This is a genomic window from Pseudomonas sp. 28 E 9 (genome assembly GCF_900004785.1).
Classification (GTDB): Bacteria; Pseudomonadota; Gammaproteobacteria; order Pseudomonadales; family Pseudomonadaceae; genus Aquipseudomonas; species Aquipseudomonas orientalis_A.
In genome coordinates, this window is sequence record NZ_CVTK01000010.1 from 26484 (window position 1) to 43193 (window position 16710).

17 protein-coding genes are annotated in these 16710 nt (G+C 62.1%); 8 read left to right on the forward strand and 9 right to left on the reverse strand.

The window, feature by feature from the left end:
- Positions 1–244 precede the first annotated feature (244 nt).
- Together BFQ00_RS27510 and BFQ00_RS01075 are read left to right on the forward strand one after the other, a co-directional pair.
- Positions 245–562: a hypothetical protein gene (locus tag BFQ00_RS27510; RefSeq protein ID WP_083203251.1), complete on the forward strand. Its 318-nt coding sequence runs from the start codon at positions 245–247 to the stop codon at positions 560–562.
- A gap of 95 nt (positions 563–657) precedes the next feature.
- The gene (locus BFQ00_RS01075; RefSeq protein ID WP_065886851.1) at positions 658–1419 is read left to right on the forward strand and encodes a YdcF family protein; all 762 of its coding nucleotides are present in this window, start codon (positions 658–660) and stop codon (positions 1417–1419) included.
- A 122-nt stretch (positions 1420–1541) separates the two neighbouring features.
- On the opposite strand, the gene lnt is transcribed toward BFQ00_RS01075, so the two are convergent.
- The 5 genes from lnt to miaB form a co-directional block, all read right to left on the reverse strand.
- Positions 1542–3065 (reverse strand): apolipoprotein N-acyltransferase, encoded by a 1524-nt coding sequence (gene lnt, locus BFQ00_RS01080; RefSeq protein WP_065886852.1) that lies wholly within the window; start codon positions 3063–3065, stop codon positions 1542–1544.
- Between the two features lie 15 nt (positions 3066–3080).
- A complete protein-coding gene (locus tag BFQ00_RS01085) occupies positions 3081–3920 on the reverse strand; it encodes an HlyC/CorC family transporter (protein ID WP_065886853.1) in 840 nt (279 codons plus the stop codon).
- Between the two features lie 42 nt (positions 3921–3962).
- Positions 3963–4421, reverse strand: coding sequence for an rRNA maturation RNase YbeY (ybeY, locus tag BFQ00_RS01090; protein ID WP_065886854.1), 459 nt, complete (start codon positions 4419–4421; stop codon positions 3963–3965).
- Positions 4414–5418 (reverse strand): PhoH family protein, encoded by a 1005-nt coding sequence (locus BFQ00_RS01095; protein ID WP_065932379.1) that lies wholly within the window; start codon positions 5416–5418, stop codon positions 4414–4416. Before BFQ00_RS01095 ends, ybeY begins: the two co-directional genes overlap by 8 nt.
- Positions 5419–5645: 227 nt before the next feature.
- Positions 5646–6974 carry a tRNA (N6-isopentenyl adenosine(37)-C2)-methylthiotransferase MiaB gene (miaB, locus tag BFQ00_RS01100; RefSeq protein ID WP_065932380.1) on the reverse strand — a complete coding sequence of 443 codons (1329 nt, stop codon included), beginning with the start codon at positions 6972–6974 and terminating at the stop codon, positions 5646–5648.
- A 131-nt stretch (positions 6975–7105) separates the two neighbouring features.
- Here miaB and BFQ00_RS01105 point away from each other — a divergent pair, with 131 nt between their 5' ends.
- The 6 genes from BFQ00_RS01105 to BFQ00_RS01130 all read left to right on the forward strand — a co-directional run bounded on the left by BFQ00_RS01105 (position 7106) and on the right by BFQ00_RS01130 (position 13092).
- Positions 7106–7432, forward strand: coding sequence for a DUF1820 family protein (locus tag BFQ00_RS01105; RefSeq protein WP_003236992.1), 327 nt, complete (start codon positions 7106–7108; stop codon positions 7430–7432).
- A 235-nt stretch (positions 7433–7667) separates the two neighbouring features.
- Positions 7668–9725: an oxidoreductase gene (locus tag BFQ00_RS01110; RefSeq protein WP_065932381.1), complete on the forward strand. Its 2058-nt coding sequence runs from the start codon at positions 7668–7670 to the stop codon at positions 9723–9725.
- A gap of 35 nt (positions 9726–9760) precedes the next feature.
- A complete protein-coding gene (locus BFQ00_RS01115; RefSeq protein ID WP_065932382.1) occupies positions 9761–10519 on the forward strand; it encodes a transporter substrate-binding domain-containing protein in 759 nt (252 codons plus the stop codon).
- Positions 10520–10547: 28 nt separating this feature from the next.
- Positions 10548–11264, forward strand: coding sequence for an ABC transporter permease (locus BFQ00_RS01120; protein ID WP_065932383.1), 717 nt, complete (start codon positions 10548–10550; stop codon positions 11262–11264).
- Positions 11261–11971, forward strand: a complete 711-nt coding sequence (gene hisM / locus BFQ00_RS01125) for a histidine ABC transporter permease HisM (RefSeq protein ID WP_065895791.1) — start codon at positions 11261–11263, stop codon at positions 11969–11971. The genes BFQ00_RS01120 and hisM overlap by 4 nt, the downstream gene beginning before the upstream one ends.
- 8 nt (positions 11972–11979) lie before the next feature.
- The gene (locus tag BFQ00_RS01130; RefSeq protein ID WP_065886861.1) at positions 11980–13092 is read left to right on the forward strand and encodes a succinylglutamate desuccinylase/aspartoacylase family protein; all 1113 of its coding nucleotides are present in this window, start codon (positions 11980–11982) and stop codon (positions 13090–13092) included.
- Here BFQ00_RS01130 and BFQ00_RS01135 read toward each other — a convergent pair whose 3' ends face one another.
- From BFQ00_RS01135 to BFQ00_RS01150, 4 genes are all read right to left on the reverse strand, one after another.
- Positions 13093–13647, reverse strand: a complete 555-nt coding sequence (locus tag BFQ00_RS01135; RefSeq protein ID WP_065886862.1) for a tetratricopeptide repeat protein — start codon at positions 13645–13647, stop codon at positions 13093–13095. It lies immediately after the preceding gene.
- Between the two features lie 226 nt (positions 13648–13873).
- Positions 13874–15157, reverse strand: coding sequence for a glutamate-1-semialdehyde 2,1-aminomutase (hemL, locus tag BFQ00_RS01140; protein WP_065886863.1), 1284 nt, complete (start codon positions 15155–15157; stop codon positions 13874–13876).
- 19 nt (positions 15158–15176) lie between these two features.
- The gene (gene thiE, locus BFQ00_RS01145) at positions 15177–15800 is read right to left on the reverse strand and encodes a thiamine phosphate synthase (protein WP_065932384.1); all 624 of its coding nucleotides are present in this window, start codon (positions 15798–15800) and stop codon (positions 15177–15179) included.
- A gap of 18 nt (positions 15801–15818) precedes the next feature.
- Complete coding sequence (locus BFQ00_RS01150; RefSeq protein ID WP_065932385.1) at positions 15819–16616, reverse strand: hydroxymethylpyrimidine/phosphomethylpyrimidine kinase; 798 nt, start codon at positions 16614–16616, stop codon at positions 15819–15821.
- Positions 16617–16710 lie beyond the last annotated feature (94 nt).

Genomic DNA, 16710 nt, shown 5'->3' on the forward strand with positions numbered 1-16710 from the left:
ATAGGGGTGGCCTAATCCTCTTCGGTGCAACGTTCAGGTTGATCGACACCGGAAAGCGGCGCGTCCGTGCCCAAACCCTGCGGGAAGTGGAGTTACAGGAAGCGCCGTAGCATACATGACCCCACTCTATCGAGGGAAACCCTGATTGCGCAGGCCAGGCCGTCTGTCGCGGCACCGGGCAGGTGCAGCCACGGGGGCTACGCTGTTTATTGGGGAGCAAGTATTTCTTCAATGAGGTGAGGGGATGGCTGAATCGCAGCGAACTTTGACGAAACCGCAGTTATACGAAGGACTGATCGACCGTTTGGGTCGGGCATTGGATGCCGCAAGAACCGCAGGCCGATTGTGTGATGAACGGCCTCTGGAACTGGAGTTGCGAGGCTTGAGCCAGGCAGAGCTTGAACTGATCAAGCGCTATCTGGAATTGCACCACCAGCGCGCCGCTCATGGGCCGGCATCCCCGCCGGTCCCCGAGTCGCCTCGTTCGGCCAAGGTAGTGTGGCTGAAGGATCTGGCGGCCGGTCGCAGCCCGGAAAATGTCCGGTCGATACGGTGCAAGTGACCCCGCGTTATCCGTTGATGTTTACAAAATATGCTCGTAAGGATTGTTGCTGAACCCCGATGCATCTAGGCTTCGGGCATCTTTGGAGATGCCCGATGCCTTTTCGTTATTTCATTAAACAATTGTTGTTGCCGCCCGGTATTTTCCTGCTGTTGCTGGCGCTTGCCTGGTGGTTTCGCCGCAGTCGTCCGCGCCTGGCCGGGTGTTGCTTTGCCTTGGGATTGGGCGGGATGTGGTTGATCAGCCTGCCGGTGATGGTGCAGTGGGGCGCACGCGCCCTGGAGACAGCACCGCCTCTGGCCCGCGAGGACTGGGCAAACCTGGCCCAGCGCGCCGACGCGATTGTGGTGCTGGGCTCCGGTCGTGAGCGCGGCGACATTGCGTGGGGCTCCGACCAGCCCACCGGCATCGGTTTGGAGCGTGAACGTTATGCGGCGCGTCTGGCCAAGGCGTCCGGTTTGCCGGTGTTGACCAGCGGCGGCCTGCACTACGGCACGCCGCCCAGCGAGGCAGAACTGATGGCGGTGTCGATGCAGGATGACTTCGGCGTCACGGTACGCTGGAAGGAAGAGCGCAGCCGCACCACTTGGGAAAATGCGCAGATGAGCGCCGAGATACTGTTGCCCCAAGGCATCAAGCGCGTGGTGGTGGTGACCCAGGCCTGGCACATGCCGCGTTCGGTGTGGAGTTTTGAGAAGGCCGGCTTCACTGTGGTGCCCGGGCCAGTGGGGTTTCTGGGCGTGGATCACGGTCGGCCGCTCGGCGGGTGGATGCCGGAGGTCAAGTCGGTGTGGCAGAGCGGGCAGTTGATCAATGAGGCGGTGGGGCAGGTGGGGTATAGGTTATTCTACAGGTAACACCGCAGGACAAATGTGGGAGGGGGCTTGCCCCCGATGGCAGAGTGTCAGTCAGTACATCTGATACTGACACACTGCAATCGGGGGCAAGCCCCCTCCCACATTGTTTTGTGTTTGCTCAATCAGACGGTTTTAGCCATCCGAGCAGCCAGCAGTGCCCAGCCGAACAGCATCAGGCACACGATGATCAGCGGCCACGAGCGCCATTGCAGGTACGGCGTCAGGTTGTGCATCGGCACCACGTCGCCATAGAGAATGCCGCGCTCGAACTGCGGGATCTGCGCGGTGATCTGCCCAAAGGGGTTGATCAGGCCGGTCACGCCGTTGTTGGTGGCGCGGATCATCCAGCGTCCGGCTTCAAGTGCACGCATCTGCGCCATCTGCAGATGCTGCAGCGGGCCGATCGAGCGGCCGAACCAGGTGTCGTTGCTGATCGTCAGCAGCAGGTCGCTCTGGGCCGACAGGCCGGCGGCGAACTCCGGGTACACCACTTCATAACAGATGAACGGCGCAATCTGATAACCCTTGGCCTGGAGCATGGGCTGGTCGGAAGGGCCGCGGGCGAAGTCCGACATCGGCAAATCGAAGAAGGCGATCAGCCCGCGCAGCATATCCTGCAGCGGCACGTACTCACCGAACGGCACCAGCTTCTGCTTGAGGTAGGTGCCTTCACCTTCGCCGACCACGGTGATGCCATTGAAGTAGCGCTTCTCGTGGCGCACTTCCTCGCGAATCGGTACGCCGGTGATCAGTGCAGTATTACGCTCGGCGGCGAACTTGCCCATCATGCCCAGGTAACCTTCGACCGACTCCTTGAGTACCGGTACGGCGGTTTCCGGCCACACCAGCAGGTCGACGCGTTTGGAACTCAAACTCATGTCGCGGTACAGCGCCAGTTGCGCGTTGAGCTGCTCGGGGTCCCACTTCATGCTTTGTTCGACGTTGCCCTGGATCGCGGCCACGCTCAGGGGCGGGCCGGAGGGCGAGGTCCAGGCATGATGCTTGAGCGCCAGGCCGATGGCCCACGGTGCGACGAGCAGCACCAGGCCGGCCGCGATAAAGCTGTTGCGCCGGCTCGCCAGCAGGCGCGGCAGGTTGCACAGCAGGGCGGCGGTCAACGCCAGCGCGAACGAAATCAGCCACATCCCGCCCAAGGGCGCGAGGCCGGTCAGCGGGCCGTCGAGTTGACTGTAGCCCGAATACAGCCACGGAAAACCGGTGAGGAACCAGCCGCGAAAAGCTTCCTGGCCGACCCACAATGCCGCGAACGTCAGCGCATCGGCCAATGGCGCTTCATTGCGGCGCAGCCAGCGCGCCCACAGCCAGGCGGGCAGGGCGAAGAACCAGGCGATGGCGGCGGTGAACAGCAGCATCAGGAACCCCGCCAGCAGCACCGAAGCGCCGCCGAAGTGGTGGATGCTGTAGTAGATCCAGCTGGTGCCGGCGCCAAACAGGCCGAAACCGAAACACCAGCCGCGGCCCAGGGCCTGGCGGGGTGTGAGCTCGCGCAGGCCGATATAGAACAGACCGGCCGCCACCAGCGCCAGCGGCCAGATATCGAACGGCGCCAGCGCCAGGGTAGTGATGGCGCCGGCCACCACGGCCAGCAGGTTACCGGGCCAGCCGGGGGCAATCAGACGGCGCATTTCAGTCCTTAACCCTCAACGGGCGATAGGGGTCAAACGGATCAGGTGGATACGACGGCTGTCCGCGTTGAGGATGCGGAACCGATACGCGCCGATCTCGGTGGTTTCGTTACGCTTGGGCAGGTGCCCGAATGCACTCATCACCAGGCCGCCGACGGTGTCGAATTCATCGTCGGAAAACTCGCTGTCGAAGAACTCGTTGAAGTTCTCGATGGGCGTCAAGGCCTTGATCAGGAAGTCACCGCTGGGCAGTGGCTTGATGTAGCTGTCTTCTTCGACGTCGTGCTCGTCTTCGATGTCGCCGACGATCTGCTCCAGTACGTCTTCGATGGTCACCAGGCCAGCCACGCCGCCGTATTCGTCGATCACAATGGCCATGTGATTGTGGTTGGCGCGAAATTCACGCAGCAGCACGTTCAGGCGCTTGGATTCAGGCACGAAGGTGGCCGGGCGCAGCAGGTCCTTGATGTTGAAGTTGTCGCCGTTTTCCTTGAGGATCAGCGGCAACAGGTCCTTTGCCAGCAGGACGCCCATGACGTCGTCATGGCTTTCGCCGATCACCGGGTAGCGCGAGTGCGCCGAGTCGATCACGGCCGGGAGGAATTCCCGTGGGGTCTGGGTCGCCTTGATGCTGATCATCTGCGAGCGCGGCACCATGATGTCGCGTACTTGCAGGTCGGCCACCTGGATGGCGCCTTCGACAATGGCCAGCGCTTCGCTGTCCAGCAACTTGTTCTGGTGGGCCTCGCGCAGCAGCTCCAGCAGCTCCTGGCGGTTTTTCGGCTCGTGGGCAAAAGCCTGGGTCAGTTTACCCAGCCATGACTTTTGCCCGTTGCTCGATCGGTCTTCGCTCATAGCGATTACTCTAAATCCTTTGATATGACAGTTGAGTGTTGATCAGTTTTCGTCGTCTGCGTAGGGGTCGCGATGCCCCAATTCAGCAAGCAACGTTCGTTCCAGTGCTTCCATTTCCTCGGCTTCGTCATCGTCTATATGGTCGTAACCCAAGAGATGCAAGCAGCCGTGGATGACTAGATGGGCCCAGTGGGCCTCAAGTTCCTTGCCTTGTTCGCGCGCTTCGCGTTCCACCACTTCCACGCAGATCACCAGATCGCCCAGCAGCGGGATATCCAGTAATTCGTCGGGTACGTCGGCGGGGAAGGACAACACGTTGGTCGCGTAGTCTTTCTGGCGCCAGGTGTGGTTCAGCTCGCGGCCTTCGGGCTCATCCACCAGACGAATGGTCAGTTCCGAGTCGGCAGTGCGCTGGCGCAGGGCCAGGGCGCACCACTGACGAAACTGTGCTTCGCCGGGGGCGGGCGCCTCGGTGGCCCGCTGCAGGTCAAGCTCAAGCATCGCGGCGCGTGTCCTGGGCCGGTGCGTCGTCCTTGTGGTCGAAACGCTCATAGGCTTCTACGATGCGTTGCACCAGCGGGTGACGGACCACGTCCTTGGGCATGAAGTGCGTGAAGCTGATACCCGGTACGTCCTTGAGCACCTCGATCACCTGCGCCAGCCCCGACTTTGTGCCTTTAGGCAGGTCGACCTGGGTGACGTCCCCGGTAATCACGGCCGTGGAGCCGAAACCGATACGGGTGAGGAACATCTTCATCTGCTCGACCGTGGTGTTCTGGCTTTCGTCGAGGATGATGAAGCTGTTGTTCAAGGTGCGACCGCGCATGTAGGCCAGCGGGGCGATTTCGATCACCTGGCGCTCGATCAGCTTGGCGACGTATTCAAAGCCGAGCATCTCGTACAGCGCGTCGTAGAGCGGGCGCAGGTACGGGTCGATCTTCTGGGCCAGGTCGCCGGGCAGGAAGCCGAGTTTTTCACCCGCTTCGACCGCCGGGCGCACCAGCAGGATGCGGCGAACCTGTTCGCGCTCCAGGGCATCCACCGCACAGGCCACGGCCAGGTAGGTCTTGCCGGTACCGGCGGGGCCGATGCCGAAGTTGATGTCGTTGCCGAGGATTTCCTTGACGTACTTCTGCTGATTCAAGCCGCGCGGGCGAATCATGCCTTTTTTGGTACGCAGGGCCACGCTGGCTTCGGCCACGGGGTTGTTGGCCAGGTCTTCCACGGCGGATTCCTGCAGGTACAGGTGCACCGTTTCCGGTGACAGCTCACTGCCCTTGGTTTCGCGGTAGAGGCGCCGCAGCAGGTTTTCCGCAGACGCGGTGTGTTGGGGTTCACCAATAAGCTCGAACTGATTGCCGCGGTTGCGGATCTCGATGCTCAGGCGTTGTTCGATCAGGCGCAGGTGCTCGTCGAACTGTCCGCACAGGTTGGCGAAACGGCGAGCCTCAAACGGCTCGAGGAGAAAACGATGGGGTTCTACTGTAGGTGCGTTCAAGGTCGCTTTTAGCCGCCCTTTGGCTGTTGAGGTGAAACAGAGAATAACGCCAGTGGCGCGGGTACGAAAGCACTTACGTCATCGGAATGTTGCATGGATCCAATGTGGGAGGGGGCTTGCCCCCGATGGCGGAGTGTCAGCCGACACATTTGGTACTCAGACACCTCAATCGGGGGCAAGCCCCCTCCCACATTAGTTCTGCACTTGCCTTGGCAGCCGGGGGGGCGTCAGTTGATCAACGAACCGCGCAGCGAGTGCGGTTGCGCCGCATCGATGTGTACGTCGGCAAACTGGCCGATCAGGGTCGGGTTGTCGCAGCGGAAGTTGACGATGCGGTTGTTCTCGGTACGGCCCTGCAATTCGCCCGGGTCCTTCTTCGAGTAGTCGGTCACCAGGATGCGCTGGATCGAACCGACCATTTGTCGGCTGATCTCGAAACCCTGCTGATTCAGGCGATGTTGCAGCGCATTCAAGCGTTCTTTTTTCAACGCTTCCGGGGTTTCGTCCGGCAGGTCGGCCGCTGGGGTGCCCGGGCGCTGGCTGTAGACGAACGAGTAGGAGAAGTCGAAACCAACGTCCTCGATCAGCTTCATGGTCTGCTCGAAGTCTTTCTCGGTTTCGCCGGGGAAACCGACGATGAAGTCCGAGCTGATGCAGATGCCCGGCACTGCGGCGCGCAATTTACGCAGCTTGGATTTGTACTCCAGGGCCGTGTGGTTGCGTTTCATGGCCGACAGGATGCGGTCCGAGCCCGACTGCACCGGCAGGTGCAGGTGTTTGACCAGCTCCGGCACGTCGGCGTGGGCCTGGATCAGGCTGTCGGAAAACTCCAGCGGGTGCGACGTGGTGTAGCGGATGCGCTCGATGCCATCGACGGCGGCGACTACGCGGATCAACTCCGCCAGGTCAGCCAGGCGCCCATCGTCGGTCTGGCCGCGGTAACCGTTGACGTTCTGGCCCAGCAGGGTGACTTCACGCACGCCGTTTTCGGCCAGGTGGATGATTTCCGACAGCACATCGTCAAACGGCCGGCTGACTTCTTCGCCACGGGTGTAGGGCACTACACAGAAGGTGCAGTACTTGCTGCAGCCTTCCATCACCGACACATAGGCACTTGGCCCGTCGATGCGCGGCTCGGGCAAATGGTCGAATTTTTCGATTTCAGGGAACGACACGTCCACTTGCGGCAGCTTGGTGATGCGCGCGGCGTTGATCATTTCCGGCAGGCGGTGCAGGGTCTGCGGGCCGAAGACCACGTCGACATAGGGCGCGCGGTCGCGGATCGCGGCGCCTTCCTGGCTGGCCACGCAACCGCCGACGGCGATCACCATGTCCGGGTTGGCCAGCTTCAATTCGCGCCAGCGGCCCAGCTGCGAGTACACACGGTCCTGGGCCCGCTCGCGGATCGAGCAGGTATTGAGCAGGATCACGTCGGCATCTTCGGCGCGGGCGGTGACTTCCAGGGCCTGGTGTTCGCCCAGCAGATCGACCATGCGCGAGCTGTCGTACTCGTTCATCTGGCAACCGTGGGTTTCGATGTAAAGCTTCTTGGCCATGGGGATCGTCAACTGGTGGTAAAGAACCGCGCATTATAGGGGGCATGCCCATTGGTTCCTAGCGCTGTGCATCGGGTGCCATGCTATAGTTCGCGCCCTCTTTTATATCCGCGATGTGTTGCTCGCCCGCCATGACCAAACGTGAAGCTCCAATCTACAAGGTGATTTTCCTCAACCAGGGCCAGGTGTTCGAAATGTACGCCAAGCAGATCTATCAAAGTGATCTGTGGGGCTTCCTGGAGGTGGAAGAGTTCGTCTTTGGCGAGCGTACCCAATTGGTCGTCGACCCGGGCGAAGAAAAGCTCAAGGCCCAGTTCGAAGGCGTGGTGCGCAGCTTTGTGCCGATGCATTCGATCGTGCGCATCGATGAAGTCGAGCGCCTGGGTACGCCGAAGATCAGCGAGGCGCGGGGCGTGAGCAATGTCATGCCGTTCCCGATGCCGATGCCGGAGAAGTGACCCTCAATTAATTTGTAGGGCGTTTCCGAAATTGCCCTCTCGTGGATAGACTTTTTGCTTGAAAGATAGCAAGTTTCGCTTATTCGGAGAGGGCGCCATGAATCTATTGATAATAAGAAAATCTTCAAATAAACCTCGAAGTTTCCCCGTTTCAATTCCCTTGATTCACGCCATTCATTAGCACCGAGTTTTATCACGCCGTCATTAACGAACTTATTTGTTCGGGAGTAGCCCTGTGCGCGATCCTCGCTATGACATTCTGTTTGAGCCGGTACAAATAGGCCCGGTTCGCACCCGTAATCGCTTTTATCAAGTTCCCCACTGCAATGGCATGGGCCATGTGCACCCGTCGGCCATGGCTCGCATGCGCGGGATTAAGGCCGAGGGCGGCTGGGGGGTGGTGTGCACCGAAGAGTGTGAAATCAGCCCGCTGAGCGAGTTCTCGCCTTATATCGAGGCGCGCTTATGGGATGAACGCGACATCCCGGCGCTGGCGAAAATGTGTGAGGCGGTGCACCAGCACGGTTCGTTGGCCGGCGTCGAGCTGGCATTCAACGGTTACTCCGCGCCTAACCGCTACAGCCGCGAAATTCCCTGGGCGCCGTCCAATACGCCAGTGCGCAGTTATGACCCGGTGCAGGCCCGGGCCATGAGCCGTGCCGATATCCAGCAGTTGCGCGCCTTGCACCGGGCGGCGGCCCTGCGCGCACGGGATGCCGGCTTTGACATCATTTATGTGTATGCCGGGCACGACCTGAGCGTCCCGTTCCATTTCCTCACGCCGCGTAACAACCGGCGCACGGATGAGTACGGCGGAGTGCTGGAAAATCGCGTGCGACTGCTGCGCGAACTGATCGAGGACACCCGCGATGCAGTGGGCGACCGCTGTGCCGTGGCGGTCCGCCTGGCGGTGGATGAGCAGATGGCCGGCGGCCTCAGCCGCGAGGGCGAAGGGGCCGAGGTGTTCTCGATGCTGGCGGACCTGCCGGACCTGTGGGACATCAATGTCGCCGACTGGTCCAACGACAGCGTGACCGCGCGCTTTGCCGGCGAAGGCTACCAGGAGGCTTTCCTGTTGGGGCTCAAGGCGCTGACCCGCAAGCCGGTGGTCGGCGTCGGGCGCTTCACTTCGCCGGACACCATGGTGTCCCTGGTACGCCGTGGCGTGCTCGACCTGATCGGCGCCGCGCGCCCTTCGATTGCCGATCCGTTCCTGCCGAAGAAGATTGAAACAGGGCGCGCCGAGGAAATTCGCGAGTGTATCGGCTGCAATGTGTGCGTCAGCGGCGACCACACCAGTACGCCGTTGCGCTGCACGCAGAACCCGACCATGGGCGAGGAGTGGCGGCGTGGCTGGCATCCCGAGTCGGTCGAGCGTGCGCACCGGCCCGGCAGGGCGCTGGTGGTCGGCGCCGGGCCCGCAGGGCTTGAGTGCGCGCGGATACTCGGCACACGCGGGATGGACGTGGCGCTGGTCGACAGCCTGCGCAACCTGGGCGGACGGGTAGCGCTGGAAGCCCGGCTGCCTGGGTTGGCGAGTTGGGCGCGGGTCGTCGATTATCGACTGGACGCCTTGAGCCGCCTGCCCTCGGTGGAGATTTATCGGGAAAGTCAGCTGCAGGCCGAGGATGTGCTGGATTTCGCCGCCGAGCATGTCTTTATCGCCACCGGCTCACATTGGCGACGGGACGGCCTGGGGCGCGCCCTGCGCCAAGTATTACCGGGCCTTGAGTGCCTGCCAGTGCTGACGCCGGACGAGGTGCTGGCGGGGGCGCTGCCGGCTTCGCCGGTGCTGCTGTTCGATGATGACCACTACTACATGGGCAGCGTGCTGGCCGAGCACCTGGTGGCGCGAGGCGTGGAGGTGATCTTCGTCACCCCGGCGGCGGATGTGGCGGCCTGGACGCACAACACCCTCGAGCAGCATCGCATTCAGCGTCGTCTGATGGAGTTGAATGTCACCATCATCCCGTCCCATACGCTGGTCCGGGCGATGCCGGAGGGGGTGATGGCAGGGTGTGTCTACACCGAGCGCACCCGGTTCATCGGCGCCGCATCCCTGCTGCTGGTGACCTCCCGAGCGCCAGAACAGGCGCTGTATCAGGCATTGAATAACACCCCCGAACGGTTGCAGGCGGCGGGTATCGGCACGCTGGCGCTGGTCGGCGATTGCGTGGCGCCCGGCACGATTGCCGCAGCGGTGTATTCAGGGCATCGAAGCGCCCGCGAGTTCGACGCGCCGGCTGGGTCGTTAGTGGTTAAGCGAGAAATTCCATTTATTGAGGTGCAGTAAGTTCAGCTGTTTCATCTATAACGAGGAATACAATAATGAAAAAAATACTCCTGCTGTTAATTACCACGTTTTTATTCAATACATCGCTTCTGGCCAAAGACTATGAAGTGATTCGTTTTGCTGCCGATCCCAACTACGCGCCCTTTGCTTATAAAGACAGTACGGGAACGTTGACCGGCTTTGAAATTGATATCGGTCAAGCTATCTGCGCGCAGTTGAATGTGCGCTGCCAATGGGTTGAAAGTGACTTCGACGCAATGATCCCCAGCCTGAACGCCGGCAAGATTGACGCAATCCTGGCTTCAATGACCATCACGGCGGCGCGGCAAAAGGTTATCGATTTTTCCTCGGAAGTCTTTTCCAGCCCTACCGCCATGGTGTTCCGTCCTGGTACTGAGCTTTCCACAGGCACGGCTGTCGGCTATCTGCAGGGCAGTACCCAGGAAGTGTATGCCCTTAAGGTGCTCGCCGGCCAAGGCATCAAGGTGGTGGCTTACGCCGATCAGGAGCAGGTGTATGCCGACCTGCAGACAGGCCGTTTGCAGGCTTCGCTGCAAGATGCGCAGCAAGCGCAAAGCGGGTTCTTGCGTTCGCCCCAGGGCGCCGGGTTCGTGCTGGGGCCGATCATCGAGAGCGAGCTGATGCCGTCCAGGAGCGGCATTGGCATCGCCAAGGGCAACCAGGGGCTCAAGGCGCTGCTGGATAAGGCGCTGGCGGCCCTCCACGCCGATGGCACTTACGCCCGCCTGCAGGAGCAGTATTTTCCCGGCGTGAACATGTTCAGCGGTCAATAACCGCCCTCAAGGCCAACGAGGGCAAAACATGCTACCGACCTTCTCCCAATTCGTCGCGACCCTGGGCGCCTTTGCGCCGATGCTACTGCACGGCGTCTGGATCACCCTGCAACTGGCGCTGTTGTCGTTGCTGCTGGGGCTTGTCCTCGGCCTGCTCGGTGCCGGCGCCAAGCTGTCCGGGGTGCGCACGTGGCGTTTGTGCGCGCAGCTCTACACCACGTTGATACGCGGTGTGCCGGACCTGTTGCTGATGCTGTTGATTTTTTACGGGCTGCAAACCGGCTTGAGCCGTCTGACCGCCGGGTTGGGCTGGGCGTACATCGACATTGACCCTTTCAGCGCGGGCGTGCTGACGCTGGGGTTTATCTACGGCGCCTATTTCACCGAAACCTTTCGCGGCGCCTTGCTGGCTGTACCGCGCGGCCAGTTCCAGGCGGCCAAGGCCCTTGGGCTGACCTTCCGCCAGAGCTTCGTGCATGTGATCTTCCCGCAAATGATGCGGTTCGCCTTGCCGGGGTTGGGCAATAACTGGATGGTCCTGCTCAAGGCCACCGCGCTGGTGTCGATCATCGGCTTGGCGGACCTGGTAAAGGTCGCCCAGGTGGCGGGCAAAAGCAGCCAGCAGTTAATGGCCTTCCTGCTGCTGGCGGCGCTGGTGTACCTGCTGCTCAGCAGTGTTTCAAACCTGGTATTGGGTTGGCTGGAACGTCGTTACGCCGGTGGCGTGCAGGAGCCGTCGCGATGATGGAGCTCATCCAGGAGTACTGGCGACCGTTGATTTATTCCGACGGCTACCAGATCACCGGCCTGGCCATGACCCTGTGGCTGACCAGCGCGTCGTTAGGCCTGGGCCTGCTGCTGGCGTTGCCGTTGTCCATCGCCAGGACATCCGCCCGGCGCTGGCTGCGCTGGCCGGTGCAAGGCTATACCTACCTGTTTCGTGGCACGCCGCTGTATATCCAGTTGCTGATTTTCTACACCGGTATCTACAGCCTGGCCGCCGTTCGCGAACAGCCGTTGCTGGACGCGTTTTTCCGCGAAGCCCTCAACTGCACCCTGCTCGCATTCGCGCTGAATACCGCCGCCTACACCACAGAGATTCTGGCGGGCGCCATTCGCGCGATGCCTCGCGGGGAAATCGAGGCCGCGCGGTCGTTGGGTTTTGACGGTTGGAAACTGTACGTGCACCTGATCATGCCTTCGGCCCTGCGCCGATCATTGCCGTACTACAGCAATGAAGTGATTTTCATGCTGCATTCCACCACCCTGGCGTTCACGGCCACGGTGCCGGACATCCTCAAAGTGGCGCGGGATGCCAATGCCGCCACCTTTCTTACCTTCCAATCCTTCGGCCTGGCCGCCGTCCTTTACCTGAGCATTACGTTTGCCCTGGTCGGCCTGTTTCGCCTGGCTGAACGGCGTTGGCTAAGTTTTCTCGATGCGGGCCGATAGGGGGCGTCATGCACACTCAAAATCACAGGTTGTTGAGCGCTGTACCCGGCACGGCACGGCAGATCCATAGTTTTCATTACGGCCCGGCCGATGCGCCGGGCAAGGTGTATATCCAGGCGTCCCTGCATGCCGATGAACTGCCGGGGATGCTGGTGTGCTGGCATCTGAAACAGCGGCTGGCGCATCTGGACGCGGCCGGGGCGCTGCGCTGGGAGGTGGTGCTGGTGCCGGTGGCCAATCCGCTGGGGCTGGAACAGGTGTTGATGGACGTGCCGCAGGGGCGCTTCGATAACGACAGTCGAGAGAACTTCAATCGCTTCTTTATCGATGTCAGCCGGCAGGTCGCGGATCAGGTGCAGGACGCGCTGACCGCAGACCCTGCGCATAATCTGCAATTGATCCGTTCGACCCTGCGGCAAACCCTTGCCGACGAGGTGCCTGCGACGCAACTGCAGTCAATGCGCTTGATCCTGCAAGCGTTGGCGTGTGATGCCGATGTGGTGCTGGACCTGCACTGTGATTTCGAGGCGGTCCAGCATCTGTACCTGGCGCCGCACGCCTGGCCGCAGGTGGAGCCGCTGGCGCGGTACCTCGGTGCCCGAGCCTGCTTTATGAGCGAAGACGCGGGCGGGCACTCGTTCGACGATTGCTACACCCTGTTCTGGGCGCAGATGCAGGCGCGGTTCCCGGGACGATTGGCGCCGCCGGGATTTGCCGCGACCGTGGAGCTGCGCGGTGTGGCCGATGTAAATCATGGGCTGGCCCGCCAGGACTGTCAGGCATTGATCAACTACCTGACGCTGCGCGGCGCCATTGATGGCCAGGCGCCGCCACTGCCGGCGCTGCTTAACCCGCCCACACCCTTGGCCGGGGTTGAGCCGGTGGTGAGTCCGGTGGGAGGCTTGATCGTATTTGCCGCTCAGGTCGGCGACTACCTGAAAGCAGGACAGGCGCTGGCGCACATCATCGATCCGGTCACTGATCGCGTAACCCCGGTGGCGTGTGCGCGTGAAGGGCTGTTGTATGTGCGCTCAGTACGCCGAATGGCGAGCGCCGGTATGACCATCGCCCATGTGGCGGGGCCTGCGGCGTATCGGCAGGGCTATCTGTTATCGCCGTGATCAGGGCAGGGGGGAGAAGGGTGAGCGCCCATCGGCACTCTGCAGTTCCTGCAGGTAGTTGCGGAAGATCTGCCCCAGCACCTGGGTGGCCACTTCCAGTTCATCGCGCTGCATGTGCTCGGCGACTTCGTCGGCGGTGTCCAAGGCGTCTTCGGCGCCATTGACCGCCGCCATTTTCAGCACGATGTAGGCCTGGACGTTATTGGCCGGCACACCTTCGCCACGGAAGAACATGTTGCCGAGCTGGAATTGCGCCTGTGCATGGCCTTGCAGCGAAGCTTTTTCGAAGTAGCTCAACGCTTTGTTGAGATCGACGGCCGGGTTCTTACTGTCGTGGAAGTATTCGCCCAACTCGTATTGCGCTTGCGCATCCCCTTCGTCAGCCTGTTTCTGACACGCGCTCAGGGCTTCGGCCTGGGTGTCGGGCTGGGTATTAAGGGTGCAACGACCCATCGCTGGAATTAACAACGAGTTGCCGCCTGCTTGTGCATGCGCCAGCAGCGGCTGAAGGAGCAACAGGCAGCCCAGAACCAGGGTGCGGCCGGTGCGTTTCATGGGAATCGACTTACCTCTGACGGGGCGCGCGGACCCTCGGGGGGTCCAATAAGCGCGCATTATGAAATAAGCAGGCCTCTGCTTACAAAGTCTTTACTCGTTTTTCTGCTGCTTGGGCAAGTTATCTGCCGGATTGCAGGGCAATTCTCGAAAAAACCGGGAAATCTCTGTAGGCAAAGTAGCAAATCTGACGCCGACACGGGCGGCGTCAGATGATTGCCGTCACTTATTTCAGGGCCGCGAAGGCGCGCTCGGCAGCGTCCAGGGTCAGCTTCAGCTCGGCTTCGCCATGGGCGATCGACGTGAAGCCGGCTTCAAAGGCACTCGGTGCCAGGTACACGCCGCCTTCGAGCATCAGGTGGAAGAAACGCTTGAACAGGTCGGCATCGCTGCCCATCACGTCATCGAAGGTGACGATGTCGTCGGCACCGCTGAAGTACAGGCCAAACATGCCGCCGGCCTGGGTGGTGACGAACGGGATACCGGCGGCGTCGGCACGCACTTGCAGGCCGTCCAGCAGGCGGGTGGTGTAGTCGGTCAGCTCGGCATGGAAGCCCGGACGGCTGATCAGGCGCAGGGTGGTCAGGCCGGCCGCCATCGCCAGCGGGTTACCGGACAGCGTGCCGGCCTGGTACACCGGGCCCAGTGGAGCGATGTGCTGCATGATCTCGCGCTTGCCGCCGAAGCAGCCCACCGGCATGCCGCCGCCGATGATCTTGCCGAAGGTGCTCAGGTCCGGCGTGACGCCGTAGTGCGCCTGGGCGCCACCGAGGGCGACGCGGAAACCGGTCATCACTTCATCGAAAATCAGCACCACGCCGTGTTTGTCGCACTGCTCGCGCAGACCCTCGAGGAAACCCGGGGCCGGCGGGACGCAATTCATGTTGCCGGCGACCGGCTCGACAATGATGCAGGCCACCTCCTGACCGACGTCAGCGAGCATCTGCGCGACGGCGTCAATGTCGTTGAATGGCAGGGTCAGGGTGTGTTTGGCAAACGCCGCCGGCACGCCGGCCGAACTCGGTACGCCCTGGGTCAGGGCGCCGGAACCGGCTTTTACCAACAGGCTGTCGGAGTGGCCGTGGTAGCAACCTTCGAACTTGATGATGCTGTCGCGGCCGGTGAAACCACGGGCCAGGCGGATTGCGCTCATGGTGGCTTCGGTGCCGGAGCTGACCATGCGCACCATTTCCATCGACGGCACGATCGAGCAGACCAGGTCGGCCATCTCGGTTTCCATCGCGGTCGGAGCACCGTAGGACAAACCGTGTTGCAGTTGCTGGCGAACGGCGTCCAGCACGTCCGGATGGCTGTGACCGAGGATCATCGGGCCCCAGGAGCCGACGTAGTCGACGTAGCGCTTGTCATCTTCGTCGGTGACATAGGCGCCTTCGGCATGCTTGAAGAACAATGGCGTGCCGCCCACGCTCTTGAACGCACGCACGGGGGAGTTCACACCGCCGGGGATGTGTTTCTGGGCATTGGCAAACAGGGTTTCGGAACGGGACATGATGGAAGTCTCTCTGAAATCAAATCTTAAGAAGGGCGTTGAAAGCACGGGCACGGCGCGTGACTTCCTGGGTGCTGTCGGCGCCGAACAGGCCGTGCACCACGGCGAGCAGGTCTGCCCCGTGGGCCACCAGCGGTTCGGCGTTTTCCAGGGTGACGCCGCCGATCACGCAGATCGGCAGGTGCAGGCGTTTGCGCGCCTCGGCCAGCATGTCAACGGTGGCGGCCGGGGCGCCAGGTTTGGTCGTGGAATTGAAGAAGCGCCCGAAGGCGACGTAGCTGGCGCCTTCCCTGGCGGCCTGTTCGGCCAGTTCTATCTGGCTGTGGCAGGTGGCACCGATGATCGCCCTGGAGCCGAGCAGCGCCCGGGCCGGGGTCAGTGGGCCGTCGGTCTGCCCCAGATGCACGCCCACGCCCAGGCGCGCGGCCAGTTCGGCGTCATCGTTGATGATCAATTGGGTCGTGTAGCGCGAGCACAGTTCTCGCAGTTTCTCCGCTTCACGCAGGCGCCGCGCCTCGTCGCTGCTCTTGTCGCGGTACTGCAGCAATGTCACGCCGCCGTCCAGCGCCGCTTCGACGTAGGCGAGAAATTTGCCGGCCAACAGTTGGCTGTCGGTGATGGCGTAAAGGCCACGTAGTTTCATCGGGCAGGCCTCTCGGTATTAAGAGCAGAAATCCAGCGGCAGACGGCGAGGCACGAACTGGCCCTGGCCGAGTCGTTCGGCGTCACGCAGGGTGCGCCAGGTGTAGTCGAGCGCCGACTGCACGGCGCTCACCAACCCTTCGCCCTGGGCGATTCGCCCGGCAAGGGTGCTGGCCAGCGTGCACCCCGAGCCGTGATAGCTGCCGGGCAAGCGTTGGCACGTAAAGGTATGGCGGCTGCCGTCGCGGCTGTACAGGCGATTGTGCACTTGCTGCTCATCGCCGTGGCCGCCGGTGATCAGCAGGTGCTTGACGTAGGGCAACAGCTTCTCGGCGCATGCGTCGGCACTGCCGTCGGGCAGTTCGGCGAGGATGCGCGCCTCGGGCAGGTTGGGCGTGGCGATCAGTGCCAGGGGCAACAGTCGCTCGCGCATCGCATAGCCGACGTCATCCTTGCCCAGGCTGCCGCCGCCGCCGGCACGCAGCACCGGGTCGCACACCACCGGCAGGTGCGGGTGCGCCTGCAGCAGTTCGATCACGGTGTCGACCATGGCGGTAGACCCCAGCATGCCCAGCTTGACCGCCGCGACTTCGGAGTCGCCGAGCACGGCGTTGGCCTGGGCCAGCACCCACTCGCGGTCGAGCACACGAAAGTCACTGACATTGACGGTGTTCTGCACGGTCAGCGCGGTGACGGCCGTAGCGGCGTGGCAGCCCTGGGCGAGCAGGGCTTCGATATCGGCCTGCAAGCCGGCGCCACCACTGGGATCATGGCCGGAGAGACAGAGAACAACGGGGCGAGAGCTGTAGATATTCATGGTGCGCGAGCTTACCACCAAACGCTTTTTGCGTGGCCGTCCGGCGATAGCTGAATGTTGCCCTGCGCCGAGACGTTTCGGGCGGCTGACAATT